The sequence below is a fragment of the Streptomyces sp. NPDC048639 genome (assembly GCF_043199075.1).
In the GTDB taxonomy this organism is placed as follows: Bacteria; Actinomycetota; Actinomycetes; order Streptomycetales; family Streptomycetaceae; genus Streptomyces.
In genome coordinates this window covers 78,672-105,547 of the sequence record NZ_JBICVP010000008.1, presented here as the reverse complement: position 1 = coordinate 105,547, position 26,876 = coordinate 78,672, and the positions used below count along the sequence as shown (strand labels likewise).

At 71.3% G+C, this 26,876-nt stretch carries 20 protein-coding genes; 13 read left to right on the top strand and 7 right to left on the bottom strand.

The genetic code is table 11. The features are described 5' to 3' along the window. Positions 1-113: 113 nt before the first annotated feature. Both purN and purH read left to right on the top strand, forming a co-directional pair. On the top strand, positions 114-749 hold the full coding sequence (gene purN, locus ACGFNH_RS22360) for a phosphoribosylglycinamide formyltransferase (RefSeq protein WP_393656335.1): 636 nt from the start codon (positions 114-116) through the stop codon (positions 747-749). Next, positions 746-2,320, top strand: a complete 1,575-nt coding sequence (gene purH / locus ACGFNH_RS22355; RefSeq protein ID WP_393656333.1) for a bifunctional phosphoribosylaminoimidazolecarboxamide formyltransferase/IMP cyclohydrolase — start codon at positions 746-748, stop codon at positions 2,318-2,320. Before purN ends, purH begins: the two co-directional genes overlap by 4 nt. Before the next feature lie 294 nt (positions 2,321-2,614). On the opposite strand, the gene ACGFNH_RS22350 is transcribed toward purH, so the two are convergent. The 4 genes from ACGFNH_RS22350 to ACGFNH_RS22335 form a co-directional block, all read right to left on the bottom strand. Next, positions 2,615-4,375, bottom strand: coding sequence for a protein kinase (locus ACGFNH_RS22350; protein ID WP_393656331.1), 1,761 nt, complete (start codon positions 4,373-4,375; stop codon positions 2,615-2,617). Then, positions 4,372-5,112, bottom strand: coding sequence for an FHA domain-containing protein (locus ACGFNH_RS22345; RefSeq protein WP_393656329.1), 741 nt, complete (start codon positions 5,110-5,112; stop codon positions 4,372-4,374). Before ACGFNH_RS22345 ends, ACGFNH_RS22350 begins: the two co-directional genes overlap by 4 nt. 245 nt (positions 5,113-5,357) lie before the next feature. Further along, complete coding sequence (locus ACGFNH_RS22340) at positions 5,358-6,044, bottom strand: hypothetical protein (RefSeq protein ID WP_393656327.1); 687 nt, start codon at positions 6,042-6,044, stop codon at positions 5,358-5,360. A gap of 222 nt (positions 6,045-6,266) precedes the next feature. Further along, the gene (locus ACGFNH_RS22335; RefSeq protein ID WP_393656325.1) at positions 6,267-6,932 is read right to left on the bottom strand and encodes an RDD family protein; all 666 of its coding nucleotides are present in this window, start codon (positions 6,930-6,932) and stop codon (positions 6,267-6,269) included. A 203-nt stretch (positions 6,933-7,135) separates the two neighbouring features. Between ACGFNH_RS22335 and ACGFNH_RS22330 the strand changes: the two genes are divergently transcribed. From ACGFNH_RS22330 to ACGFNH_RS22315, 4 genes are all read left to right on the top strand, one after another. After that, the gene (locus ACGFNH_RS22330) at positions 7,136-7,996 is read left to right on the top strand and encodes a bifunctional methylenetetrahydrofolate dehydrogenase/methenyltetrahydrofolate cyclohydrolase (protein WP_393656323.1); all 861 of its coding nucleotides are present in this window, start codon (positions 7,136-7,138) and stop codon (positions 7,994-7,996) included. A gap of 177 nt (positions 7,997-8,173) precedes the next feature. Beyond that, positions 8,174-8,851: a DUF3017 domain-containing protein gene (locus tag ACGFNH_RS22325; protein ID WP_393656321.1), complete on the top strand. Its 678-nt coding sequence runs from the start codon at positions 8,174-8,176 to the stop codon at positions 8,849-8,851. A gap of 524 nt (positions 8,852-9,375) precedes the next feature. Next, positions 9,376-10,548: a helix-turn-helix domain-containing protein gene (locus ACGFNH_RS22320; protein ID WP_393656319.1), complete on the top strand. Its 1,173-nt coding sequence runs from the start codon at positions 9,376-9,378 to the stop codon at positions 10,546-10,548. A 384-nt stretch (positions 10,549-10,932) separates the two neighbouring features. Further along, positions 10,933-11,922 carry a malate dehydrogenase gene (locus ACGFNH_RS22315; RefSeq protein WP_393656317.1) on the top strand — a complete coding sequence of 330 codons (990 nt, stop codon included), beginning with the start codon at positions 10,933-10,935 and terminating at the stop codon, positions 11,920-11,922. A gap of 135 nt (positions 11,923-12,057) precedes the next feature. On the opposite strand, the gene ACGFNH_RS22310 is transcribed toward ACGFNH_RS22315, so the two are convergent. The 3 genes from ACGFNH_RS22310 to ACGFNH_RS22300 all read right to left on the bottom strand — a co-directional run bounded on the left by ACGFNH_RS22310 (position 12,058) and on the right by ACGFNH_RS22300 (position 16,343). Continuing rightward, positions 12,058-13,530 (bottom strand): glutamate synthase subunit beta, encoded by a 1,473-nt coding sequence (locus tag ACGFNH_RS22310; protein ID WP_393656873.1) that lies wholly within the window; start codon positions 13,528-13,530, stop codon positions 12,058-12,060. Positions 13,531-13,824: 294 nt separating this feature from the next. After that, on the bottom strand, positions 13,825-14,727 hold the full coding sequence (locus tag ACGFNH_RS22305; protein ID WP_393656315.1) for a hypothetical protein: 903 nt from the start codon (positions 14,725-14,727) through the stop codon (positions 13,825-13,827). After that, positions 14,727-16,343, bottom strand: coding sequence for a hypothetical protein (locus tag ACGFNH_RS22300; protein WP_393656313.1), 1,617 nt, complete (start codon positions 16,341-16,343; stop codon positions 14,727-14,729). The genes ACGFNH_RS22305 and ACGFNH_RS22300 overlap by 1 nt, the downstream gene beginning before the upstream one ends. 994 nt (positions 16,344-17,337) lie before the next feature. Here ACGFNH_RS22300 and ACGFNH_RS22295 point away from each other — a divergent pair. The 7 genes from ACGFNH_RS22295 (at position 17,338) to ACGFNH_RS22265 (ending at position 26,875) form a co-directional block, all read left to right on the top strand. Then, a complete protein-coding gene (locus ACGFNH_RS22295) occupies positions 17,338-18,840 on the top strand; it encodes an aldehyde dehydrogenase family protein (RefSeq protein WP_393656311.1) in 1,503 nt (500 codons plus the stop codon). Between the two features lie 64 nt (positions 18,841-18,904). Continuing rightward, complete coding sequence (locus tag ACGFNH_RS22290; protein WP_393656309.1) at positions 18,905-20,467, top strand: GMC family oxidoreductase; 1,563 nt, start codon at positions 18,905-18,907, stop codon at positions 20,465-20,467. After that, on the top strand, positions 20,464-21,672 hold the full coding sequence (locus ACGFNH_RS22285) for a glycine betaine/L-proline ABC transporter ATP-binding protein (protein ID WP_393656307.1): 1,209 nt from the start codon (positions 20,464-20,466) through the stop codon (positions 21,670-21,672). The genes ACGFNH_RS22290 and ACGFNH_RS22285 overlap by 4 nt, the downstream gene beginning before the upstream one ends. Positions 21,673-21,706: 34 nt before the next feature. After that, positions 21,707-23,683, top strand: coding sequence for an ABC transporter permease (locus ACGFNH_RS22280; RefSeq protein ID WP_393656305.1), 1,977 nt, complete (start codon positions 21,707-21,709; stop codon positions 23,681-23,683). A gap of 1 nt (position 23,684) precedes the next feature. Further along, the gene (locus tag ACGFNH_RS22275; RefSeq protein ID WP_393656303.1) at positions 23,685-24,677 is read left to right on the top strand and encodes an ABC transporter substrate-binding protein; all 993 of its coding nucleotides are present in this window, start codon (positions 23,685-23,687) and stop codon (positions 24,675-24,677) included. Positions 24,678-24,919: 242 nt separating this feature from the next. Further along, the gene (locus ACGFNH_RS22270; RefSeq protein WP_393656301.1) at positions 24,920-25,903 is read left to right on the top strand and encodes an FUSC family protein; all 984 of its coding nucleotides are present in this window, start codon (positions 24,920-24,922) and stop codon (positions 25,901-25,903) included. Positions 25,904-26,431: 528 nt separating this feature from the next. Then, positions 26,432-26,875: a hypothetical protein gene (locus ACGFNH_RS22265; protein ID WP_393656299.1), complete on the top strand. Its 444-nt coding sequence runs from the start codon at positions 26,432-26,434 to the stop codon at positions 26,873-26,875. The last annotated feature ends 1 nt before the right edge of the window (position 26,876 follow it).

Here is a 26,876-nt window from a genome sequence, read left to right as displayed (position 1 = left end):
GGCTTCGTAGGGTCTTCCGGTTGCGGGGGTCGCCCTCACTTGTACGACCCTACGACGACGTCCTTCGACCCGGACCACAGGTCCCGTCAGCGCCCGTGAGAAAGAGCCCCGCTGTGTCCTCGCCCCGCCAGCCGTCCGCCCCGGCCCGCCTCGTCGTCCTCGTCTCCGGATCCGGGACGAACCTCCAGGCCCTCCTCGATGCCATCGCCGCCGACCCGGACGGCTACGGCGCGGCGGTGGTGGCGGTCGGCGCCGACCGCGCGGGGATCACCGGCCTGGAGAGGGCCGAGCGCGCCGGGATCCCCACGTTCGTGTGCCGGGTGGGGGACCACACCACGCGCGAGGAGTGGGACCGGGCCCTGGCCGGGGCCACGGCCGCGTACGAGCCGGACCTCGTCGTCTCGGCCGGCTTCATGAAGATCGTGGGCAAGGAGTTCCTCGCCCGGTTCGGTGGCCGGTTCGTCAATACGCACCCCGCCCTGCTGCCCAGCTTCCCCGGCGCCCACGGCGTGCGCGACGCCCTCGCGTACGGCGTGAAGGTGACCGGGTGCACCGTCCACTTCGTCGACGACGGCGTCGACACCGGCCCGATCATCGCCCAGGGCGTGATCGAGGTTCGGGACGAGGACGACGAAGACGCTCTGCACGAGCGCATCAAGGAAACCGAGCGAGAGCTGCTCGTCGATGTCGTGGGGCGCCTGGCCCGTAACGGCTACCGCATTGAGGGACGAAAGGTAATGATCCCGTGACCGCCACCGCCGAAGCTACGAAGCGCCCGATCCGCCGCGCACTGGTCAGCGTCTACGACAAGACGGGACTCGAGGAGCTGGCCCGCGGGCTCCACGAGGCGGGGGTCGAGCTGGTCTCGACGGGCTCGACCGCCGCGAAGATCGCCGCTGCCGGGATCCCGGTCACCAAGGTCGAGGAGCTCACCGGCTTCCCGGAGTGCCTGGACGGCCGGGTGAAGACCCTGCACCCGCGCGTACACGCCGGGATCCTCGCCGACCTGCGCCTGGACTCCCACCGTGCGCAGCTCAACGACCTGGACATCACCCCGTTCGAGCTCGTCGTGGTGAATCTCTACCCCTTCCGGGAGACCGTCGCCTCGGGCGCCTCGCCGGACGAGTGCGTCGAGCAGATCGACATCGGCGGCCCGTCGATGGTCCGCGCCGCCGCGAAGAACCACCCGTCGGTGGCCGTCGTCACCAGCCCGGCGCGGTACGGCGATGTGCTGAACGCCGTACGCGAGGGCGGCTTCGACATGACGACGCGCAAGCGGCTGGCCGCCGAGGCGTTCCAGCACACCGCGGCCTACGACGTGGCGGTCGCCTCCTGGTTCACCAACTCCTACGCCGCGGAGCCGGAGTCGAGCGGTCTGCCCGAGTTCCTGGCCGGTGCCTGGGAGCGCAAGAGCGTGCTGCGCTACGGCGAGAACCCGCACCAGGGCGCCGCGCTCTACTCGGACGGCAGCCCCGGCGGGCTCGCAGACGCCGAGCAACTGCACGGCAAGGAGATGTCCTTCAACAACTACATCGACACCGAGGCCGCCCGCCGCGCCGCCTTCGACCACGACCGGCCGTGCGTCGCGATCATCAAGCACGCCAACCCGTGCGGCATCGCCGTCGCCGACGATGTCGCCGAGGCGCACCGCAACGCCCACGCCTGCGACCCGCTCTCCGCGTTCGGCGGTGTCATCGCCGTCAACCGTCCCGTGACGGTCGCGATGGCCGAGCAGGTCGCCGAGATCTTCACCGAGGTCATCGCCGCCCCCGGTTACGAGGACGGTGCCGTGGAGGTGCTGGCCCGCAAGAAGAACATCCGGGTGCTGCGCGTGGAGGGCGCACCGCTGCAGTCCGGCGACCTGAAGCCGATCTCCGGCGGTGTCCTGCTGCAGCACACCGACACCTTCCAGGCCGAGGGCGACGATCCCGCCGACTGGACGCTCGCCAGTGGCCACCCGCTGGACGAGGAGGGCCTGCGTGAGCTGGCGTTCGCCTGGCGCGCCTGCCGGGCCGTGAAGTCCAACGCGATCCTGCTCGCGAAGGGCGGCGCGACCGTGGGCGTGGGCATGGGCCAGGTCAACCGGGTGGACTCCGCCCGGCTCGCGGTCCAGCGCGCGGGCGAGGAGCGGACAGCCGGTTCGTACGCGGCGTCCGACGCGTTCTTCCCGTTCCCCGACGGGCTCGAAGTGCTGCTGGAGGCGGGCGTCAAGGCCGTGGTCCAGCCCGGGGGTTCGGTGCGCGACGAGCAGGTGATCGAGGCGGCCAAGCGCGCCGGAGCGACGATGTACTTCACCGGGACGCGCCACTTCTTCCACTGACGGCGACAGCTCCGGCCGCGACAGCTCCGGCCGCGACAGCTTCGGCCGCGACAGCTTCGGCCGCGACAACTTCGGCCGCGACAGCTCCGGCGGCGCCGGTCCGGGACCTATGGGGTCCAGGCCGGCGCCGTCCGCGTATGCGGTGTTCCCCCGGCCGCGGCCCGCGATGACCGGTGCGTCCCGGGACTCCGGCCCCCGCGCTGCATGGCGCGTGGGCCGGAGTCTCCCCCCGTTTCCGGTACCGGGCAGCCAACCGCACCCCGGTGGCGCGGCGGAACCTCGGACATCCGAGGGTCACGGCGCGGGCGTTCGGGGTGTGTACTGCTCGAGGTGGCGCTCGACGGTCGCGGCGTAGTCGCGGTACGCGGCGGGCACCCCGCCGGCCTCGTTCACCTTGCGGAACGAGGTGCGGTACGCGGCCGCGACCAGCACCTCGCGGTTGCCCTTCAGATCCGCGTCCAGCCGGGGCGCGATGACGCAGAGGTAGCGGCCCACGGCCGGGATCGAGACCTCGGGCGGGAAGGGCGGCTCCGGGTCGCCGGTGTCAGGCACCTGCGAGGGCGGGAGGTAGAACTTGAGCACCCGGGGCGTCCAGCGGGCGATGCCGTACTCGTCCTTCGCCGGATCGGAGAGATCCGGGTCGAAGTCGCTCTCGGCCTTCAGCAGGGCGGCGATGAGCGGCGGGGTCACCTCTGCCTGGGTGCACGCGTGAGCCGCCTCGACGATGAGCTTGCGGTACGCGGTCGGCACGCCCGCATCCGTGCGGAGCGCCTCCCTGCCGTACGTGGCGGCGGTGGCCTTCTCGCTCGCGCCGTCCCCGTCGGAGCTGTCACCGCCGCCCAGCACGCCCAGGCCGTAGCCCAGCCCGACGACCGCCGCCGTCACCGCCGCCGTGACGGCGAGCGCCAGGCCCCGTGGGCGGCGCCCTGTGCCCGGTCGCGATGTACGGACCAGCCGGTGCGGCAGCCGGGGCGAACGGCCCGTCCCGGACAGCCTCTCGATGCGCCGCAGCAGCTCCGGGGAGGTGTGCGCGGCGCGCTCCTGATGCGTACGGGCCAGGCAGTCGCCGATGATCTCCCGCCAGCCGTCCGGCAGTTCGGGGGAGAGGCGCAGGTCCTCGGCGCCGCGGGCGTAGCGGACGGTCGCGTCCCGGCGGGCGGCCACGGTGGCGCCGGGCATCGGGAGCGTCCCGGCCAGCACCAGATGGGCCACGACTCCGAAGGCCCAGACGTCGGCGGTGGTACGGATCTGCTGGCCGCGTTCGCCGATGTCGGACCACAGCAGTTCGGGCGGGGTGTAGTCGGGTGTGGAGAAGGCGGGGGCGTAGGCGTGGGTGCCCTCGAGTTCGGCCGCGAGGTTGAAGTCGCCCAGCCGTACGGACCGTTCAGCGGATCCCTTGCCGCGGGGGCCGCCGCCTTCGGCACGAGGCGAACCGGCCCGAGGCGAACCGGCCCGATGCGAATCGCCGGTCCGGCGCGAACCGCCTGTCCCACGCGAACCGCCTGTCCGACGCGAACCGTCCGCGCGCCCCGGCATCAGCAGCACATTGCCCGGCTTGAGGTCGCCGTGCACCCAGCCCGCGCCGTGCAGTTGGGCCAGCCCCTCGCAGATCTGGGCGAGCAGTGCGGGCCCGTCCGGCAGCCGGCCGTCGCCCGCCGCCGCGAGGAGGGCGTCCAGGGAGCACTCGGCGCGTTCGAGCACGAGCACGGTCGCGCCGTCGAGGCCGGGGTTTCCGGGATCGTCCACGGTCAGTGCCTCGTACATGCGGATCAGGCGCGGGCGGCGCAGCCTGCGGTGCAACTCCAGCTCGCGGTGGGCAAGATCCTCCAGGTGACGGAGCTGGCGGGGTGTGCGGGTGCCGGTGGGCAGGAACTTGAGCGCCGCGGACCCGGGCAGGTCGGGCGGGGCATCCGGGCCCGGAGTTCCGCGCCGCCGCGCGGCATAGACGCTGCCGAAGGCGCCGGAGGCCAGCGGTTCGCGTACCTCCCAGCAGCCGACCCGGTAGCCCTTGGGCACCTGGACGGCGAACGGCGTGCCACCGCCGCTGCCGCTCACCGCACCGGCCCCTCGATCACGTCGAGCTCGCCCTCCCGTACGAGGTCGAAGCGGAGCGCCAGGGAGACCAGCGACTCCTTCTTGCCGTTCAACCGGGGCCCGGGGAGGGCGGATTCGGCGGGGGGCTTGAGGCGCAGCTTGACGGCCAGATAGTCGATGTTCCACTGCACGGTGGTGCGGTTCACCGCGGGCCAGGCCGGCTTCAGCCGCTCCACGACCTGTTCGGTGGTGGGCAGCGGGGCGTGCGGCTCGCCGCGCAGCCTCGGCTCGCAGAGCGCGGCCAGGACGAGGAAGTAGCGCTTGGAGCGGTCCAACGGGAAGGGCAGAGCGGTGGGTTCGCCGCCGCTGCTGCCGCTCCTCTCGAGGTAGTCGTGGCGCGGCGCCCAGACGTCGAAGCCCACCAGGTCGCTTCCGGCCGGGAGGACGACGCGGGAGAACTCGAAGGGGACCGGGGCCTCGACCCGGCCCGGCCCGACCTTGATGTGCTCGCCGGCGCCCTCGGGGTTCTCCACCACGTACGTCTGACGGCCGCTGAGGTTGGTCAGCGTCCAGAACGTGGCGGTGGCGGTGATCTCCCCGGCGGAGCGGGACACCCCGGCATGCTGCATGGTCAGAAACGGCGTGCCGTCGGCCCGTTCCTCACCGCAGCGCCCGAAGCGCAGGGTCTCGCCCGGCTTCAGCCGGATCTGGGAGTCGGGGCCGCGGGAACCGTCGGGCACCACGATGACGCTGAACACGTACGTTCCCCCTGGTCGAGGATCGGCAGCGGTCAGCAGGCTACTGAGCGTCCGATCGCAGCCGCAACGCGGCGCGAGGGGCGCACCCATGGTCTTTTGGTGCGCCCCTCGCGGATGCCCGAAGGCCGGTGGCCGGGTGCGGGACGGTGCGGAGTCGTGGGACCAACTCCGTTGACCGTACGGGGTGTTGCGGTCGTACCGACCTGCCGGGCCGGCCCGTCCCGGCAGGTGCCGGGACGGCGCGTTCAGTACTGCGGACGGTTGAACCACTCGCCCGCCTGGCGAAGGCAGCAGAAGACGAGCGTCACGATCGCGGTGGCGGCCCACAGCAGGGCGAGCACCGGATTGCCGCCGTTGGCCACGGCGGAGAGGAACGCCAGTACGGAGATCAGGGAGTTGACCGACGCCGCGATGATGGCGGTGATCCGGGTGCCGCCGCGCCCCTTGCCGAACATCGACGCGGGCGTGAGGTGCAGAGCCGCCAGGCCGCCGAAGACGAGGAAGAGGATGATCGCCGCCCCGGCCGCCACCCTGCCGAAGTCGGAGACGGGCAGGTCGTCGCCCATGTTCCCGGCGGAGATGCCGAAGATGAGGACGATCACCGCCGTGAACGCCCACAGCGCGCCGGCGATGAACAGCAGCACGCGCGCGGCGACGACCTGGCCGGGCATGGAGCCCGGAACGCCCGGAACTCCGCCCGGGTACGCGGCATACGGCGCGCCCTGGTGGCCCTGCGGGTACGCGTAGCCGGGCGGCGACGGCTGCTGCTGCTGCGGGTAGCCGTACGGCTGTCCCTGGGGCTGGCCGCCGTAGGGCTGACCCTGGGGTTGACCGCCGTAGGGCTGACCTTGGGGTTGGCCCTGGGGCTGGCCGCCGTACGGCTGCCCCTGCGGCTGTCCGCCGTAGGGGTTGTTGGGGTCGGGATAACTCACGGTTCCTCCGAGCGGATGTGCGGGGACGGCGCGGTCGACACACGGAGGCCGGACGGAACAGCGGCCCGTCCCCCCGTACAGCCGCGGTACCTTGCCCGGTCAATCGTCGTCCGGAGCATCGGGGTTGTCCACCCGGTCCCCGGGGGGCCGGTGCACCGATCACCGGTTCACCGGCCCCGCGTGACGGGGCCCGGTCACCGAGGCCCGGTCACCGAAGTCCGGTCAGTGCGTCTGGACGGCTACCGACTTCACGATCTTGTCCGCGAAGGTCTGCTTCTTCTCGTCCCACAGCGGCCACAGGAAGCCGATGTAGCAGGACATCCCGTCCAGGGTGTGGCACAGGCGGCGGACGAAGGCCATGCCGAAGCCGAGGGGCTGCCCGTCGGCCTCCCGCAGCACGCTGATCTTCAGGGCCTTCTTGCCCGGCGTCTGGCCGGTCTTGCCCTCCCTGTAGACCAGCCACAGGCCCGCGACGGTGCTGAGCAGCGCCCCGATGAGGATCAGCACGATCGCGCCGCCGGACCCCTCGGCCGTGGACTGGGCGGCCGCGTCGACGCACGCCTGGTCGCCCGGGGCACAGTCCGAGGCGGAGCTCACGGCGTCGCCGATGATCTGCGCATACCCGGCAATGATGAGGACCATCGGGACGAGACCGGCGATGAGGAAGTCCACGAGGGAGGCCCCGACCCGCGCGCCCCAGGAGGCGAAGGGCGGCATGCCCCCGGGCACGCCCGGCTGGAGGTGGCCGTAGGCATCGCCGCCGGGGTAGCCGGGGTATCCCTGCTGCTGCGGGAAACCGGGCTGCTGCTGCGGGTAGCCGTAGGGCTGGCCCTGCGGGGGCTGCTGCGGCTGGCCGTACGGGTTGCCAGGACCGGGCGGGTAACTCATGTGCTCCTCCGAGCGATCAACGGTCGATGCGCACCGGAAGGAGACCCATATGCTGCGGCGCCCCCCGATTGCGACAGCTTTATTCGGCCATGCTCATGACCTGTACGGCCGCTGTCGAGTCCGGTAGGCCGGTTTGTCCTGGCATGAGGTGGTCGGTGAGACCGGATTGGTACCCGGCGCACGTCATCCGGGAGGATGGAGGCATGACCGCCAACATTCTCGACGGCAAGGCCACCGCCGCCGCGATCAAGTCGGAACTCGCCGCCCGCGTGGAGGCGCTCGCGTCCCGCGGGGTCACACCTGGCCTCGGGACCCTGCTGGTCGGCGACGATCCGGGCAGCAAGTGGTACGTGGCGGGCAAGCACCGCGACTGCGCGCAGGTGGGCATCGCCTCCATCCAGCGCGAGCTGCCCGCGACCGCCGGCCAGGACGAGATCGAGGCGGTCGTACGGGAGCTCAACGAGGACCCGGCGTGCACGGGTTACATCGTCCAACTCCCGCTCCCCAAGGGGATCGACGCCAACCGCGTGCTGGAGCTCATCGACCCGGCCAAGGACGCCGACGGCCTGCACCCGATGAACCTCGGCCGGCTGGTCCTGAACGAGCCCGGGCCGCTGCCGTGCACCCCGAACGGCATCGTCCAGCTCCTGCGCCGCCACCAGGTGGAGATCAACGGCGCCCATGTCGTGGTCATCGGCCGGGGCATCACCGTCGGCCGCTCGATCGGGCTGCTGCTGACCCGTAAGTCGGAGAACGCGACCGTGACGCTGTGCCACACCGGCACCCGCGACCTGTCCGCACAGCTCCGGCAGGCGGACATCGTCGTCGCCGCCGCGGGCTCGCCGCACATCGTGAAGCCGGAGGACGTCCGGCCGGGCGCGGCCGTGCTGGACGTGGGCGTGAGCCGGGACGAGAACGGCAAGATCGTCGGCGATGTGCACCCGGGCGTGGCGGAGGTCGCGGCCTGGGTCGCGCCGAACCCCGGCGGTGTCGGGCCGATGACCCGGGCGCTGCTGCTCCAGAACGTCGTCGAGGCGGCGGAGCACCAGGCCTCGCCGGCGTAGTCCCGCTGCGGTGCACTCCCGCCGCGGGAGGGCCGCGCCCCTGCCGTACATCGCACCGTACGGGGACAGGGCTCGGCCGTGTGACGCACATTTCGGACGTCGAGGGGCCCGCTCCCCGGCCGTACGGCGCTACCTTCGGAACCATGCCCTCACCGGAAGGGAAGGGGTCGACCACCCATGGCTGCTGATGCGCGAGCGAACGGCGCACCCGGAGCACCGCACCTCGGGGGAGGTGCGGCCGCATCCCGCCGCCCCTTCGCGGCGGGTGACGGAACGGGCGCATCGGACGCGTCCGGTGCTTCGAGCGCCCCGGAATCCTCTGCTTCGAGCGCCCCGGAGTCCTCCGGGGCTTCAGATGCAGGCGGGGCCGACGGTGCTGCCGGGTCTTCCGCGCCGGCGCCGGACGGCGCAGGCCGCCTCGCGGAGCGCGACGGCCGCTCCGGCGGCGAGGAGGAGACGCCCCGGCCCGCCGGGAGCCGGAGGTTCCCGCGGATCACACGGGACACCGCGCGGCCCGAGGGCGGGGGACGCGCCGCATCGGGCGACGCGCCCGCTCCCGCGCGTCAGTGGCCGCTGCTGGCCGTGCTCGGCGGGACCGCCACCGGGCTGCTGGTCGTCGCCGCCGACGCCGTGCGTATCGGCACGCTCATCATCGGTCTGGCGCTGATCGCGGGTGCGGTGCTGCGCCGCGTCCTGCCGTCGGTCGGCATGCTGGCGGTGCGGTCGCGGTTCACGGACATGGTCACGTACGGCGCGCTCGGAGTCGTGATCGTGCTGCTGGCGATGATGATCCAACCCGATCCCTGGCTGGAGATGCCCTGGCTTCAGGATCTGATCCGCGCAGTGGTGCGCTGACGCCTGCGACGACGGACGATCGAGGGCGACGAGCGGCAAGCGGCAAGCGGCAAGCGACGAGCGGCAACCGACGGCCGAAGGATCGAAGGCGACGAGGCGGACCGAGCGTCCGGACGCGACGTCGAGCCGACGGAACTCCGAAGGCAACGGCGCCCGCCCTCTCCCCCGGGTGAGGACGGGCGCCGTTGCGTGGGGAAGGGGAGCGTCGCTGCCGCGCCCCCGTGGCGCGTCCCTTCCGCACACGAGGATCTTGTGCGCACGGGTGGGGCTCAAGGCTCACGGGCCCGCTGTGGCGCGGAAGTGACCGTTCTGCCATGGAGCTGCGACTCTGCAACAACCGTCACCGGAATGTGGCGGGTGTCCCGTTCCCGTGCCGGGTCCCGTCCATGACGAGGGTGTTCCGGCCCACATCGCGACCATGGGCGTCGAACTGACATCCTGTGCTTGGGCATCCGGACCGGGGTGCCGTGGGGCCCAGGGCGCCAGGACCGGAGAACGATTCGGGGGGAACAGGGGGAGGCCACATGCCTCGTTGGAGGGCGCTGCCCGAGGAACTCGACCCGCAGGTACGGGAGTTCACCAGTCAGCTCCGCAGGCTCGTCGACCGCAGCGGTCTGTCCGTCTCGGCGGTCGCCGACCGTACCGGCTACAGCAGAACCTCGTGGGAGCGCTACCTCAACGGCAGGCTTCTGCCGCCGCAGGGTGCGGTCGTCGCGCTCGCGGACGTGACCGGCACGCACAGCGGCCATCTCACCACGATGTGGGAGCTGGCGGAGCGGGCGTGGAGCCGGTCCGAGATGCGGCACGACGTGACGATGGAGGCGATCCGCGTCTCCCAGGCCCGGGCCGCGCTGGGGGAGTTCGGAGCGCAGCCGCCGAAGGCCGCCAAGGGCAGGAAGGCGCGCAAGGCGCAGACCCCGGAGGTGGGTGCACCCGCCCAGGCCGCAGCCCCGGCCGCCCAGTCCCCCGCGGTGGACCCCGTGGCGCAGTCGCAGGGCGCCGATCGCCCGGGGCCCGCCCTGCCCGCGAACGCCGCGGGCGTGGACGGCCGGAGGGGGCACGGCGGCGGTGGCGGACGGGGCACGCGGAGGCAGGGCGCGCGCCGCGTACCGATGTTCCTGGCCGGGATCGCCGGTGCGCTGGCCGTGGTCGCCGCCGGTGTGCTGCTGCTCGGCCTCAACAAGGACGACGGCACGGAGGCCGCCGAGCCCCCGCCCTCACCGACCGTGTCGAAGACGCCGGAGCTCCCTGCCGGGGTGAAGTGCACCGGCAAGCAGTGCGAAGGTGCCGACCCGGAAGCCATGGGCTGCGGCGGTGAGTACGCCGAGACCGTAGCCGACGCGACGGTCGGCACCGCGGTCGTCGAGGTGCGCTACAGCAAGGTGTGCGCCGCTGCTTGGTCCCGGATCACCAAGGCGGCACCGGGCGACGAGGTCACCGTCACGGCCGCGGGCAGGACCGAGAAGCGTACGGCGGACGCCGACCTGGACGCGTACACCGCGATGGTCGTGGCGAAGTCCCCGAAGGCCGCGAAGGCTTGTGCCGAGACGCAGACGGGCCTCAGCGGTTGCACGGACTCCGACGGAGCGGGGACGGGCACCGGTACCGGTACGGGCGCGGGCACCGCGACGGATCAGCCGGGGGCCGGGACCGGAACCGGGACGGGGACCGACGCCGGTACGGCCACCGGCAACTGAGCACCGGGGCGCCGGTCCCGCCCCTGTGCGCTCCGCCCGTCCCGTACGTCACCCGCGTCCGCGTCACGACGACGATGACGGTATCGGCGGGTCGCGGGCTGCCGTCCATCGCCGCATCCCGAGTCCCCCGTGTCCGGATGCGGCCGGAAACCAACCCACAAAGCGGCCGAAAATCTTATGCATGGCCCTCTGGTTGGGGGGCAGACGGAACAACACCCCCCCACGGGTGCCGTGCACCCCCCCGGCGGCCGCTCGCTCCCCCCTCATCCCCGCGAGCGGCCGCCCAGCACGGGGCGATAGCCTGACGGCCGGAAGTCTCTCGATACCAAGAGATCCCATACGGCCAGGGATACCCACCGCCAGGCAAGCAAGCAGGAGATCGCCATGACCCGCACTCCCGTCAATGTCACCGTCACCGGCGCGGCCGGCCAGATCGGCTACGCGCTGCTCTTCCGCATCGCCTCCGGTCAGCTCCTCGGCGCGGACGTGCCGGTCAAGCTGCGGCTCCTCGAAATTCCGCAGGCCGTCAAGGCCGCCGAGGGCACCGCGATGGAGCTCGACGACTGCGCCTTCCCGCTGCTCCAGGGCATCGACATCTCCGATGACCCGAACGTGGCCTTCGACGGAGCCAACATCGCTCTGCTCGTCGGCGCCCGCCCGCGCACGAAGGGCATGGAGCGCGGCGACCTGCTCGAGGCCAACGGCGGCATCTTCAAGCCGCAGGGCAAGGCCATCAACGACCACGCCGCGGACGACGTCAAGATCCTCGTCGTCGGCAACCCGGCGAACACCAACGCGCTCATCGCCCAGTCCGCCGCCCCGGACGTACCGGCCGGGCGGTTCACCGCGATGACCCGCCTCGACCACAACCGCGCGCTGTCCCAGCTGTCGAAGAAGACGGGCGCCCCGGTCTCCGAGATCCGCCGCCTCACCATCTGGGGCAACCACTCGGCCACCCAGTACCCGGACATCTTCCACGCCGAGGTCGCGGGCAAGAACGCCGCCGAGGTCGTGGGCGACGAGAAGTGGCTCGCCGACACCTTCATCCCGACCGTCGCCAAGCGCGGCGCCGCGATCATCGAGGCCCGTGGCGCCTCCTCGGCCGCCTCCGCCGCCAACGCCGCGATCGACCACATCCACACCTGGGTCAACGGCACGGCCGACGGCGACTGGACCTCCATGGGCATTCCGTCCGACGGCTCGTACGGCGTTCCGGAGGGCCTGATCTCCTCCTTCCCGGTCACCACCAAGGGCGGCTCGTACGAGATCGTCCAGGGCCTGGAGATCAACGACTTCTCCCGCACCCGGATCGACGCCTCCGTCGCGGAGCTGGCGGAGGAGCGCGACGCGGTCCGCGGTCTCGGCCTCCTCTGAGACCGGCCGCCGCACCCCGCCCGCGGCACCCGCTCGAAGAGCACCGAGGACGCCCCCGGCAGCACGCTGCCAGGGGCGTCCCGCCGTATCCGGGCCCGGCGTACGGCGGGAAGGGCGTCCACGGGTGCGAGCCGGTCAGACCCTGAGCGGCCGGTCCGTGGTCCCGATCGGCGACGGCAGGACCGTGCCGCCCGTCAGGTAGCGGTCCACGGCGGCGGCCACCGCACGCCCCTCGGCGATCGCCCAGACCACCAGCGACTGACCGCGTCCCGCGTCCCCGGCGGCGAAGACGCCGTCCGCGTCCGTGGCGAAGTGCCGGTCGCGGGCGAGGTTCCCGCGGACGTCGAGGCCGAGGGAGAGCTGGTCCACCGGACCGCTGTCCCGTTCGGGGCCGGAGAAGCCGAGCGCGAGCAGCACGAGCTGCGCCGGGAGCACCACCTCGGTGCCCGGTACGGGATGCCGGTGCACCGGCTCGACCCCCGAGAGGTGCAACGCCCGTACGCCGCCGTGCTCGTCGCCGTCGAAGCGCAGCGTGGCCGAGGAGAAGACCCGCGGGTCGTGGCCCGACTCCGCTCTGGCCTCCTCGTGGGCGTGCGAGAGCCGGTAGACCTTCGGGTAGGTGGGCCAGGGCTCGTCCTCGCGCCGGCCCGCGCCCGGCTCCGGGTTGATGTCGAGCTGGGTCACGGAGGCGGCACGCTGCCGGATCGCGGTGCCCAGGCAGTCCGAGCCGGTGTCCCCGCCGCCGATGATCACGACGTCCTTGCCCTCGGCGGTGACGGGCGGCGCCTCGTAGTCGCCCTCCTGCACCCGGTTGGCGAACGTCAGATAGTCCATCGCCTGGAGGATGCCGCGCAACTGGCGGCCCGGAACAGGCAGCTCCCGCCACGCCGTGGCGCCGACGGCGAGGATCATCGCGTCGTAGCGCGCCCGCAGCTCGGCGGCGTCGATGTCGTGGCCCACGGCCACGCCGGGGCGGAACTTGGTCCCCTCGGCCTCCATCTGCTCGATGCGCCGGTCGATGTGGCGCTTCTCCATCTTGAATTCCGGGATGCCGTAGCGGAGCAGTCCGCCGATACGGTCATGCCGTTCGTAGACGGCGACGGTGTGCCCGGCGCGGGTGAGCTGCTGCGCCGCCGCGAGCCCGGCGGGGCCGGACCCTATGACCGCCACGGTCTTGCCGCTGAGCCGCTCCGGCGGCTGCGGGGGCGCGTAGCCGAGTGCCCACGCCTGGTCGGCGATCGTGGACTCGATGTCCTTGATCGTCACCGGGTCGGAGTTGATCGCCAGCACGCAGGCGTCCTCGCACGGCGCGGGGCACAGCCGCCCCGTGAATTCCGGAAAGTTGTTGGTCGCGTGCAGGCGGTCGGCGGCGGCGCGCCAGTCCTCCAGCGAGGCGTACTCGTTCCACTCCGGGATGAGATTGCCCAGGGGGCAGCCGCTGTGGCAGAACGGAACGCCGCAGTCCATGCACCGGCTCGCTTGCTTCGTGACGAGCGGAAGCAGCTCCTGGCCCGCGTAGACCTCATGCCAGTCGGCCACGCGCTCCTCGGCGGGCCGGCGCGGCCTGGCGGCGCGTGAGGTTTTGAGGAAGCCCTTGGGGTCGACCATGTGCTGCTCCGTCGCTTGCAGCATCGGACCACGGCGTTCCGCCCACTCTACGCCCGCTTTGCCCTGCTTTCACTAGCTCTGGGGTGGATATCCGAGGAAGTGATCATTGAGGCCAGATCGGGGCGCCGGTGGAGGGTCTTGGCAAAGAAGCGGAGAGCGATCATGTCCCATCTCCGGGCTTGCTCAAGTGTTCATCACGCTTTCGATCAGCTTGCGCCCGGCCTGTCCGCTCCAAGTAGGTGAACGTGCTGATCGCGCTGGGAGCGCCTCCGGCGGCCGCCTGCGCGAGGACGGTCACCACGGCACGGAAAGGGGAAGGCGATGCCACCACCATGCCCCGGGCGGCAGGTCGAATGCTGACATGCCGACGGCTTTTGCGAGGATGTGTTTCGTATCCTCTGCCGAAGAATTCAGGAACTGTCCATCGACTTCTTCGAGTGCGTCGGTCAGCAGGGTCGCGGAGGGGGTGATCAGTCGGTCCTCAATATCCGATAGTCGATCTCGAGCTTCGATGGCGTCCCGGTACATTTCCACGGGGTAGCGTCCCGCCGGCGGCCAATCCGCAACCATGCGGCGGACCATCCTTTCCCACTCTCCCAGGTATGCGCGGGCATCATCGTGAAGAGAGCCCGGTTCATCGACCGGGCAGGTCGAAAACAGCTCGGGCCGGGCGGCCGCAAGGTTGTCGAGTGAACGAGTGAAAGCCGCTGTCGTCGGCGTGGGTACGGGATGTTCTCGAATGATCTCGGGAAGCACGATCACGCGGCCCTGAGGGAGCTCGGGTACGGCGGTTTCCACGGCGTCAATGGTGTGAGCGGGGTTGTCGTCGTCGGACGCCAGCAAGCGAGCGCGTGTCACCACATTACTGGGGGAGGCGAGCCAGTACGCGCTGGGGATTCCCTCTTCGGCCGGATAGAGAACCACAGAACGCGCCGTCCGGGCGAACGTCCTCGCCAATTCTGCCTCGGACGGCCGCACTGCCACCGAATCTTGTACGTAGATGTCCAGGCTCAGTGAAACGTCGCCGCTGGCGTGAGCGTAATCGCAGAGCACCTTGGCGTCCCAGTTGCGGTTGTCCTGCTCCAAAAAGGCATCGGCGACGTCGACCTCATGCGAGGGTACGCAGAGGCACTCGCCAAGCGCGCGAGCAATCGACGACGGTTCCATTCGATTCGCGACAAAAAAGTTGTACTGCATCAATACTTCCCGTTGTAGATGTCTATCGCCTTCTGGACGGCTGCCGGTTGGTTGACAAATCTGGGATTCCTCGTCAATTGCGGAGCTTTGTCGATGTCTCCCCCGGCTCTGGCTATTTGTTGGAGCGCGGCGTATTCATGCCGATCCAACTTGGCGATTCCGGGACCGGAGTCAGGGTAGGTCCTGCCGCTCGGTTCGACGCCGTAGGTTCTGCCGTTCACCTCATAGCGATTTCCGTCAGCGGTGAGTGTTCCGTGGCCGTCCGCGATGGCCGCGATGTCCCTGTCGATATCACGCATCGAAGTCCCGCGGAGAATCACGCTGTTCTCCTCCTTGACCTCTCCCTTGGCCGACCCCTGGATCGTGTGCCGGGAGTGCGGGGGCATCAAGGTCTTGCCCGCTGCCGGCCCGGGGATGTCGTCTCGGGCGGGCCACTCTCTCTTACCCGGGTCGGGAGCGCTGCTTGAGCCTCCAGGAGGGCGGGGACCGCTTGGCGGCTTCCCGGAGTCCCTCCCCGCACCGCTGGAGGACGGGACGCTCGAGCTCGGGCCTCCGCTCCCGTTGGGGCCGCTTGAGGTCTTGCTGTCGTTCTTGCCGAGGCTCTTGAAACTCTCGGCGACCTTGTCGTCGTTGTCGCGGTGGTTCTTGGCCATCTGCTTGAGGCCGCGGCGCATGTTGTCGTCGAGGTGTTTGGCGGAGGTCTTGGCGGCGTTCTCGACGCCGTCGATGACCTTGTCGAGCATGGCGTTGGCGGCGTCGGCGATGGGGTCCTTGCCGCGGGTGCGGCCGTGGTGGCTCTTGGCTCGGGAAATCTTGCCCCCGGCCTTGTCCCTGAAGCCGCCGCCGACACTGTTGAGCTTCATGTCGAGTTCGTCGTACTCCTTCGGGTCGAACCTGAACCCGCCCGCAGTACCGCCGACCCCGCCTCCGCCATTTCCGCCGCCGCCCGTGGCGCTGAGGAGTTGCATTCCGGCGGCTTCGTTGAGCCCGTCCTTGCCGGCTTTGGCGGTTCGGCCCAGGTCGACGCCGTCCCGGGCGCCCATGGCGTTGGAGCCGAGCTGAACCACCAGGTCACCGGCCATCGAGCCGAGAGCCTCGTATACCGGGCCCATCGCCATGTCGATGACCTGGGAGGCGACTTGCTGGCAGACCTCCTGGAAGATCCGCTTGACGATCTGCCGAGTCGCCTGGGTCGCGGCGAGTCCGCCCAAGGTCGACAAGCCCAGGGTGAAAGGGGCCGAGGCGGCGGCTGCGGCGATCTCGACGGCGAGGATGCCCAGTTGGACCAGAGCGGCGATCTTTGCGCCCTCGATGAGAATGGCAACGCCGTCGAGTGCCTGGGCGGTGAGCCGACCCGCCTCGGCGAGGTTGGTCAGGTGGGTGTCCTTGACCTTGGACCAGTGCATGTTCAGGGCCTCGGTGGCCGCGCCCCCGCCGCCCGCGGACACCAAGCGCTGTACAGCGCGGTGGGCTTCCGCAGCGCCGTCATCGATGTCGCTGGAGAACTCCCCCATGGCCGCAGCCATTTCGCGGTAGTCGTCCTCGTCCACGTTCGGCCAGGAGACGCCGATGAGGTCGAGCAGCTCATCGGCCCATCCGGGCAGGACAACACCCATGAATCCAGCCCCCCGTCCACTCTGCGCCGAAAGCCAACTCCATAGAGGCGACAGGTGAGTTGAAGGCGGAGGTTCCCAAGGTCGGGCAGATGTGAGGCAGGGCACACGTGGGGGAGCCGTGGCGGAACAGGCCTCGGGCGCGACGGTGAGCATGGGGCATCCGAAGGTCTTCGGGGACTGTGCACGGACCGACGCCCGGTAGGCGGTGTCTCACGGCCCGGTGAGCAGTCGTCGCCCCAGCCCGTCGGGCGATCCGCTGCTGATCCCGATCCTGCCGGCAGGGGCGCGACGGGGTGCCCACCGCGCTGTCGTCCTCGTCGGGCGCTGAACTCGTCGATGAGCGCCCTCATGACCTCGAAGGCGGGTTTGGGAACGCAGTCGTCGGTGGTGATCCCGAATCGGTGGAGCTGTCCTGGCTTCGAGCTGTCGGCATCGGGGAGCGCGAAGTGGGTGTATCCGCTCAGCCCGAGCCGTCTCGACTGATCGGCGATGACGCGGATCGCGGTCTCGGCCACCTCGGCCTGGCGGTGCGGAGGCCGGTCCGGCCCCCGTGGGTCAGCCGTGCTCGGTGATTTGCAGGGCAGATGCCGCAGGCCGGCGGGTGTCGGCCCCGCATCGCGGTGATGGCTCAGCAACCCCTCGACATCACGGCGATGGCTCAGCAACCCCTCGACGGCGTGGGCCGGTCCCGCGCCGGACCGGCGCCCAACTCCCGTGGCCCGTCTCGTACATCGCGGACACGCCGCCCGCCGGGGAGGCGGGTGCGGCGCTCGATCGAGCCGGGGGTCCGCTCAGCCGTTTCCTCCGGGGTTCAGCGTCCCCTGTCCGGAATCTGCGATTCGGGGTGGAATCCCTTCCGTGCAGCGTGAAATGGGTCACTGAGCGTGAAAACTTGCGCATGCCTTTGCCGCTACGGGGGAGGGGTCCTGGTTGCTGGTTCGACCGGCGGTCTACCAGCGATGAACATGACATGCAGGGGAAGGCAGAAACAAAAGTGTCGGCTACCGAGAGTATCCATATCGACGGCGTGTGGCGTACGGCCGCATCCGGCGCCACCCGCGAGGTCCTCGACCCCGCCGACGCCGAACCTCTGGCCCTCGTCGCCGAGGGTGGCCGTGAGGACACCGACGCCGCCGTCGCCGCGGCACGCCGGGCCTTCGACTCCGGCCCCTGGCCGCACACGCCCGTCGCCGACCGCGCCGCACTGCTGCGCCGCGTCGCCGAGCTGCTGCAGCGGGACCGCGAGGAGATCGCGCTCATCGAGAGCCGCGACACCGGCAAGACCCTGGAGGAGGGCCGGGTCGACGTCGACGACGTCACCAACGCCTTCCGGTACTTCGCCGACCTCGTCATGAACGAGAGCGGCGGCCGTGTGGTGGACGCCGGCAGCGACGAGGTCCACAGCGTCGTCGTCCACGAGCCCGTCGGCGTCTGCGCGATGATCACGCCCTGGAACTATCCGCTGCTCCAGGCGAGCTGGAAGGTCGCCCCCGCCCTGGGCGCGGGCAACACCTTCGTCATCAAGCCCAGCGAGGTCACCCCGCTCTCCACCGTCCACCTGGTGAAGCTGCTCGCCGAGGCCGGCCTCCCGGCCGGTGCGGCGAACATCGTCACCGGCGGCGGCGACCCCGTCGGCGCCCGGCTCTCCGAGCACCCGGACGTGGACCTGGTCTCCTTCACCGGTGGGCTCGCCAGCGGCACCAAGGTCATGCAGGCCGCCGCGCCGACCGTGAAGAAGGTCGCCCTGGAGCTGGGCGGCAAGAACCCCAACGTCGTCTTCGCTGATGCCTGTGCCACCGAGGAGGGCTTCGACACAGCCGTCGACCAAGCCCTGAACGCCGCCTTCATCCACAGCGGCCAGGTCTGCTCGGCCGGTGCCCGGCTCATCATCGAGGAGTCCGTGCGCGACCGCTTCGTCGCCGAACTGGCGCGCCGGGCCGAGAAGATCAAGCTGGGCCGCGGCACCGAGGACGGTGTCGAGTGCGGCCCGCTGGTCTCCGCCCAGCAGCTGGAGAAGGTCGAGGCGTACGTCGAGTCGGCCCGTGAGGAGGGTGCCGTCGTGCGCTGCGGCGGCAGCCGCCCCGAGCCCTCCGGCGTACGGCCGGCGACCGGCTACTTCTACCCGCCCACCATCCTCGACTACTGCCACGGCGAGATGCGCGTGGTGCGCGAGGAGACCTTCGGGCCGATCCTCACCGTGGAGACCTTCCACACCGAGGACGACGCGGTCGCCCTGGCCAACGACACCGAGTACGGGCTCGCGGGCGCCGTGTGGACCTCCGACGCGGGCCGGGCCCGGCGCATGGCCCGGCGGATGCGCCACGGCACGGTGTGGATCAACGACTACCACCCGTACCTCCCGCAGGCCGAGTGGGGCGGGTTCGGCAAGTCCGGCATCGGACGGGAGCTGGGCCCCACCGGTCTCGACGAGTACCGCGAGGCCAAGCACATCTACCAGAACCTCGCCCCGCGGCCCGTCCGCTGGTTCGCGGGCTGACGCCCGAACCGGCCCTCGCGGAATCACGTACACGCACGCACCTTGCAAGGAGCAGTCCCCAACCATGCCCTCCTCCCTTGAGACCGAGGCGGCCGACTACGTCGTGGTCGGCGGCGGCACCGCAGGCTCGGTGATCGCCTCCCGCCTCACCGAGGACCCCGATGTCACGGTCACGGTCATCGAAGGCGGCCCGACCGACATCGACCGGCCCGACGTGCTCACCCTCCGCCGCTGGCTCGGCCTGCTCGGCGGAGATCTGGACTACGACTACCCGACGGTGCCCCAGCCGCGCGGGAACTCCCACATCCGGCACAGCCGGGCCCGTGTGCTGGGGGGCTGCTCCTCGCACAACACCCTGATCAGTTTCAAGCCCCTGCCGTCCGACTGGGACGAGTGGGCGGGAGCCGGCGCCGAGGGCTGGGACGCGGCGTCCATGGATCCGTACTTCGACCGGCTGCGCAACAACATCGTGGCCGTCGACGAGCAGGACCGGAACGCCATCGCCCGGGACTTCGTCGACGCGGCGCAGGCCGCGCTCGGCGTACCGCGCGTCGAGGGCTTCAACAAGAAGCCGTTCCACGAGGGCGTCGGCTTCTTCGACCTGGCCTACCACCCGGAGAACAACAAGCGGTCCTCGGCCTCGGTCGCCTACCTCCACCCGCACATCGAGGCCGGCGACCGTCCGAACCTCCGCATCCTGCTGGAGACCTGGGCGTACAAGCTGGAGCTGGACGGCACGCGCGCCACCGGCGTGCACATCCGGACCGAGGACGGCGAGGAGCGCCTCGTACGGGCCCGCCGCGAAGTGATCGTCTGCGCGGGCGCGGTGGACACCCCGCGGCTGCTGATGCACTCGGGCATCGGGCCGAAGAGGGATCTGGAGGCGCTCGGCATCGCCGCCGTGCACGACCTTCCGGGCATCGGCGAGAACCTGCTCGACCACCCCGAGTCGGTCATCGTGTGGGAGACGAACGGGCCCATCCCGGAGAACTCCGCGATGGATTCGGACGCCGGGCTCTTCGTCCGGCGGGACCCGGAGTCGGGCGGCCCGGACCTGATGTTCCACTTCTACCAGATCCCGTTCACCGACAACCCCGAGCGCCTGGGCTACGAGAAGCCCGAGCACGGGGTGTCGATGACGCCGAACATCCCCAAGCCGCGCAGCCGCGGCCGCCTGTACCTCACCAGCGCCGATCCGGCCGTCAAACCCGCCCTCGACTTCCGCTACTTCACGGACGAGGACGACTACGACGGCAACACCCTCGTCGACGGCATCAAGCTCGCACGGGAGATCGCGCGGACCGAACCGCTGGCCGGCTGGCTGAAGCGCGAGGTCTGCCCCGGCCCCGAGGTGACCTCCGACGAGGAGATCAGCGCGTACGCACGCCATGTCGCGCACACCGTCTACCATCCGGCGGGCACCTGCCGCATCGGTGCGGCAGACGACGAACTCGCAGTCGTGGACCCCGAGTTGAGGATCCGCGGGCTGGAGGGCATCCGGATCGCAGACGCGTCCGTGTTCCCCACCATCCCCGCCGTGAACCCCATGATCGGCGTCCTGATGGTGGGGGAGAAGTGCGCTGAATTGCTCGCATCAGGCCCGAAAGATGAAGGTGATGTCCGATGACGGATACCGGTAGTACCGACACCGGCGCGAAGGGCGGGGCACGCCCGCGCGAGGCGGCGGCGGAGAAGACGGCGCTGGGGCAGGCTCCCGTCTTTTCCGTACGCAACCTGTGGAAGGTCTTCGGACCCAAGGCCGACCGGATACCCGGCGGCCCGCACGCCTCCCTGCCGGCCGATGAACTGCGCCGCCGCACCGGCTGCACCGCGGCCGTACGCGATGTCTCCTTCGACGTCCGCAAGGGCGAGGTCTTCGTGGTCATGGGCCTGTCCGGCTCCGGCAAGTCCACGCTGGTGCGCTGTCTGACCCGGCTCATCGAGCCGACAAGCGGCAGCGTGTCCATCGACGGCGAGGACGTGCTCGGCATGGACCGCGGCCGGCTGCGCGAGCTGCGCCGCCACCGCGCCTCCATGGTCTTCCAGCACTTCGGCCTGCTGCCGCACCGCTCCGTCCTCGACAACGTCGCGTACGGCCTGGAGATCCAGGGCATGGGCAAGGCCGAACGCCGCGCCCGCGCCGCCGAGATGGTCGCCAAGGTCGGCCTGGAGGGTCTGGAGTCCCGCCGCCCCGGCCAGCTCTCCGGTGGCCAGCAGCAGCGCGTGGGCCTCGCCCGGGCGCTGGCGGTCGACCCCGAAGTACTGCTCTTCGACGAGCCGTTCAGCGCACTCGACCCGCTCATCCGCCGCGACATGCAGCAGGAGGTCATCCGGCTGCACCGCGAGGAGGGCCGGACGATGATCTTCATCACCCACGACCTCAGCGAGGCCCTGCGCCTCGGTGACCGCATCGCGCTGATGCGCGACGGGCAGATCGTGCAGCTCGGCACGCCCGAGGAGATCGTCGGTTCCCCGGCCGACGACTACGTGCGCGACTTCGTCCAGGACGTCGCCCGCGAGCAGGTCATCACCGTCCGCTCCGCCATGCGCCCCGCCGACATCGGCGAGTCCGAGACCGGCCCGGCCATCGCGCCGAGCGCCACCGTCTCCGAGGCCATCGAGGCGGTCGCCCGCTCCGGCGACCCGGCCGCCCGCGTCATGTCCGACGGCAAGCTGCTCGGCGTCGTCGACCACGAGTGCCTGCTCGGCGTCGTGGCCGGCACCGAGGGCCCCGACGGTCCGCGGGACCCGGGCCCCGACGCGCCGCAGGACGCGAACCCCGACGCGCCGCAGGACGCGAAGGCCGCGGAGGGCGAGGGGGTCGCGGCATGACGCGTCCGAACCACGCCGGTGTCAGGGGGCGCGGATGAGTGCCGTCACCTCCGTCGGCAGCCCCGCTGCCGCCCGTACGTTCTCGCTGCGCTCGCTGGCCCGCCACCGCTCGCTCGGCAAGCTGCTGCTGCTCGCCGTGGCCGCGGCGGTGCTGGTCCCATTCGCCAACGCCCAGTGGTCCAGCGGGACATGGCCCGGCGCGCTGACCGTCGATGTGTCCGAGCCCCTGGGCACGGCCAGCGACTGGATCATCGACAACCGCGACACCCACCCCCTGTTCCTGTACTTCTTCGGGCACATCAGCAACGCCGTCGTGGTGTCCGTGCGCGCTGTCTACCTCGTGCTGCTCGCGCTCGGCTGGGCCGGTGTCACGGCCGTCGCGGGCCTGATCGCCTGGCGCGTGGCCGGACTGCGGCTCGCGCTGAGTTCCGCCGCCTCCATGGCGCTGTGCGGGGTGCTCGGCATGTGGGTGCCCACGATGCAGACCCTCGCCCTCATGGTGGTGGCGGTCCTCGCCTCCGTCGCCCTGGGCGGACTGCTCGGCCTGGCCGCCGGGTTGTCGGACCGTACGTACCGCGCGCTGCGGCCCGTGCTCGACACGATGCAGGTGCTGCCCGCCTTCGCGTACCTGCTGCCCGTCGTGCTCGTCTTCGGCATCGGGGTGCCCGCCGCCGTCCTGGCGACCGTCGTCTACGCGGCGCCGCCCATGACCCGGCTCACCGCGCTGGGGCTGCGCCACGCCGACGGCGGTGTCATGGAGGCCGTCGCCTCGCTCGGCGCGACCGGCAGGCAGCGGCTGCTGACGGCCCGGCTGCCGCTGGCCCGCAAGGAGCTGCTGCTCGGCGTCAACCAGACGATCATGATGGCGCTGTCCATGGCCGTCATCGCGTCGATGATCGGCGCGGGCGGTCTCGGTGACCGCGTCTACCAGGCGCTGTCCTCGGTGGACGTCGGCGCGGCGCTCACCGCCGGCATCCCGATCGTGCTGCTCGCCGTCGTACTGGACCGGGTGACCGCCGCCGCGGGCGAGAAGCTCGGCGCCGAACCGACCGGGCCCGAGGCCCTGCGCGGGTGGCGCGGCTGGGGCCTGGCCGCCGTGGCCGCGGCGGCCGTGGCGCTGGCCGGACGGTTCACGGGCTCCCTGACCTGGCCGGAGAGCTGGACGTACGCCATCGCCGAGCCGGTCAACACCGCCAAGGACTGGATGGTCGACCACCTCTACACGGGCGTGCCCGTCGTGGGCGGAACCGCCGACTGGGCCGCCCACTTCACCCGCTGGGTCCTCGACCCGGTGCGCAGCGGGCTGCTCGGCCTGCCCTGGTGGGGCGTGCTGCTCATCGTCGCCGCGCTCGCCTGGGTCATCGGTACGTGGCAGACCGCGCTCACCGCGGTCCTGTCGATGGCCGCGATCGGCGTCCTCGGCGTGTGGAAGCCGTCGATGGACACGCTCTCGCAGGTCCTCGCGGCCGTCGCCGTGACGCTGGTGCTCGGCTTCCTCATCGGTATCGCGGCGGCGCGCAGCGCGCGGGTGGAACGCATGCTGCGCCCGGTGCTGGACGTCTTCCAGACGATGCCGCAGTTCGTCTATCTCATCCCGGTGGTCGCGCTGTTCGCGGTCGGCCGCGCGCCCGCCGTGGCCGCGGCAGTCGTCTACGCGCTGCCCGCCGTCGTACGCATCACCACCCAGGGCCTGAAGCAGGTCGACCCGGCGGCGCTGGAGTCCGCGCGCTCGATGGGCGCCACGACCGTGCAGCAACTGCGCCGGGTCCAGCTTCCGCTGGCCCGCCCGGCGCTGCTGCTCGCCGTCAACCAGGGCGTCGTCCTGGTCCTCGCCGTCGTCATCATCGGCGGCCTGGTCGGCGGTGGCGCGCTCGGCTACGACGTCGTGGCCGGCCTGGCCCGCGGCGAGCTGGCGACCGGCCTGGTCGCGGGTGCGGCGATCGTCTGCCTGGGGCTGGTGCTCGACCGGGTCACACAGCCCACGGCCCGCCGCGAGCGGAAGGAGAGCTGACATGGTGCGCATACGGATCACACGCGCACGGGGGCGGGTTGCCGCCGCCCTCCTCTCGGCCGCGGCGCTGCTCACCGCGACCGGCTGCGGCGCTGCCGACATGACCAAGCAGACCTCGCCGTTCGCGGGCGCGCAGGGCGCCAAGACCGTCAACCTCTCGGTGCAGTCCTGGGTCGGAGCGCAGGCCAACGTCGCCGTCGCGCAGTACCTGCTCGAGCACGAACTGGACTACCGCGTCGACACCGTGCAGGTCGACGAGATCCCCGCCTGGGACGCGCTCAGCCAGGGCCGCGTCGACGCGATCATGGAGGACTGGGGCCACCCGGAGCAGGAGCAGCGGTACATCGAGGACAAGAAGACGATCGCCCGCGGCGGCGACCTCGGCGTCACCGGCCACATCGGCTGGTACGTGCCGAAGTACTTCGCGGACCAGCACCCCGATGTGACGAACTGGAAGAACCTCAACAAGTACGCGGACCAGCTGCGCACCGCCGAGAGCGGCGGCAAGGGCCAGCTCCTGGACGGCTCGCCCTCGTACATCACCAACGACAAGGCGCTGGTGAAGAACCTGAACCTGGACTACCAGGTCGTGTTCTCCGGTTCGGAGGCGGCTCAGATCACGCAGATCAAGCAGTTCGCCAAGCAGAAGAAGCCGTTCCTCACCTACTGGTACGAGCCGCAGTGGCTGTTCAACCAGGTGCCGATGGTCGAGGTGAAGCTGCCGAAGTACACGGACGCGTGCGCGGAGAAGGGGACCGAGGACCCCGAGTCCATCGACTGCGCGTATCCGACGACTCCGCTGCAGAAGTTCCTCAACGCGGACTTCGCGAAGAAGGGCGGCAAGGCCGCCTCGTTCCTCAAGAAGTTCCAGTGGACCAAGGAGCACCAGAACGAGGTCTCCGAGATGATCGCCGCGGACAAGCTGTCGCCGCAGGACGCTGCGGAGCGGTGGGTCAAGGAGAACCCCGACGTCTGGAAGGCGTGGATGCGCTGACGGTCCTCGTCGTCCGCGCCTGACACCGGCTTCCCGGAACGCCGCCTGCCCCGTCTCCCCCTGCCCCAAGGCAAGGGAAGGACGGGGCAGGCGCGTTCGTGCGGTGCCGGTCCGGACGCGGCGGCTAGCATGTCCGCGATGTGCGTGATGCCTGTTATGCCCGCCAGGCGTGCCCCGTTCGCGCTGTCCGGCTGATGGCTCCGGACCGCGCGGAGCGCCCGCGCGTCCCCGGCCTCCCCCGAGTGACGCTCCCGCCCGCGGGCGCACCGCTCATCGCCCTGCTGAGGGCGGCCGCGGTGGCGGCACCGATGGCCGCCGGAGCCGGGACCGGCCACCTCGGCCCGGGTCTCGCCTGCTCGTTCGGCGCCTACCTGACGCTCGCCGCTTTCTCCTCCCTGGCCTCCAGGCCACCGGTCACCGATCTGCTGGCCGGGGGAGCGCTGCTGAGCCTCGCAGGTGCGGCGGGTGCCGCGGCCGCGCACGCACCGGCAGCCGTGGTCGCGGGTGCCGCGCTCATCGCCGCGCTCCAGGGGCTGCTCGACGTCGCGGGCGGGCCGTTGCGCATGGCGGCCGCGATGTCGGCCCTGGCCTTCCTGCTGGCCGGCGTCAACCTCGCCCAGGGCGCGCCCTGGTGGGCGTACGCGGGCCAGTTCGCGGCCGGGACCCTGTGGCAGGCGCTGGTGATCGCCTCCACCGGCCGTACGGTCACGGGCCCGGGGCCGGTCACCAGCCTGCGGCGGACGCGCGAACGGCTGCGGGACGGGGCGCCGTTCGCCGCGACCCTCGCCTCCATCGGCGCCCTCGCCACCGGAACGGCCTGGCTGATCCCCCTCTCCCACGCCGTATGGCTGGCCAGTTCGGCGCTGCGGGTGGCCAAGCCCGCTCCGGAGGCGTCGCACTCGCGCGCGAAGGCGCGGGTGCTGGGGACCCTCGGGGGCGGGACCATCGCGGCCCTGCTCCTGACCCCCAGGATTCCCGCGCTGCTCCTCGCCCTCCTCGCGGCGGTCACCATCTGGGTCATGCAGTTGGTCACCGCTGCCCGGTACGGATGGTGGACCCTGTGCCTGACCATCGTGGCGCTGCTCTTCGGCATGGAACACGGGGCGGGCGACTGGGAACTGGCCGCGGAGCGCGTCGCCCTGACGCTCGGCGGTGTCGCGATCGCCCTGGCGGTACCGGCGGCCCTGTCCCGGCTGGTAGCCGCGGCCCGGGCACGGACGGGCTGAAGGCGGGCAGGGGGCTGAAGCGGTCCTGGCGGTCTGGATGCGGGCGGGGTACGGCCGTTGGCGGGGCCCGGCCGGCTCTCGGCCCGGCGCGACCGGTTCATGAAGACGGGATACCGGCGGCCTTTCTGGGCCGGCTGTACGCGGTGTCATGAGCCGGCGCCCGCGTCGGCCGAGCGGGTCCGGCCGGTTGGTCTCGTGGACGGGCGTGGGGATCGCTCGGCGGAAGCCGTGGGGAGGTCAGCGGCGAGCACGGTCCAACAGCCATCACAACACGGCGAGTTGGCCTTCGAGCGCGTTCCAGGCCGCGGTTCATGCACGGCAGACGGGGATCCTTCATCGCACTCACCGCTGCCTGCTCACTGCTGCTCACCGTGTGCGGGAGCAGCAACTCGGGCGACGCCAAGGCGGCGGAGAAGCCGACAGGCCGCGAAGCCGACACAGGCCGCGAGGCCACTCGCCCCCGGTCGTCCGAGCGCACCTCAGGAGATCAAGACCAGCGAGGTCACCATCGCACCCACGAAGGTCGTCATGGGCGAACCCGAAGATCTCAAGGAGCTCGACGAACCCGAGGAGTTCAAGAACAAGACCATCGCCTGGGTCTATGTGCGCGCCAAGAACGTGGGCGGCAAGGACGTCAAGCGCCCCACGGTCATGAGCGATGTCGGAGCCGAGAGCGACGCGGGCTCCCCGGCGCAGAGGCTGCTGCCGCTCCTCAATGAGCTCGGCGGCCAAGTGGCCTCAGTTGCCGGCCCAAGGATTGTCACGGGTCCGACGGCGCCAAGGTCCTCGAACCCGAGGACGTGTGGAAGCGCGGAGAAGGCCGCACCGTCTGCGAGCCATATCCCCTCCCCGCGGACTCCAAGGTCAGCTACGTCACCTACCGCCGGTCCGCGGTGGTTCGGGTACGTGCGCGGCTCCGGGTGCCGGTGCGCCCGCGCCGACGGCGGCACCGGCGCACCCGTACGCCCCTGAC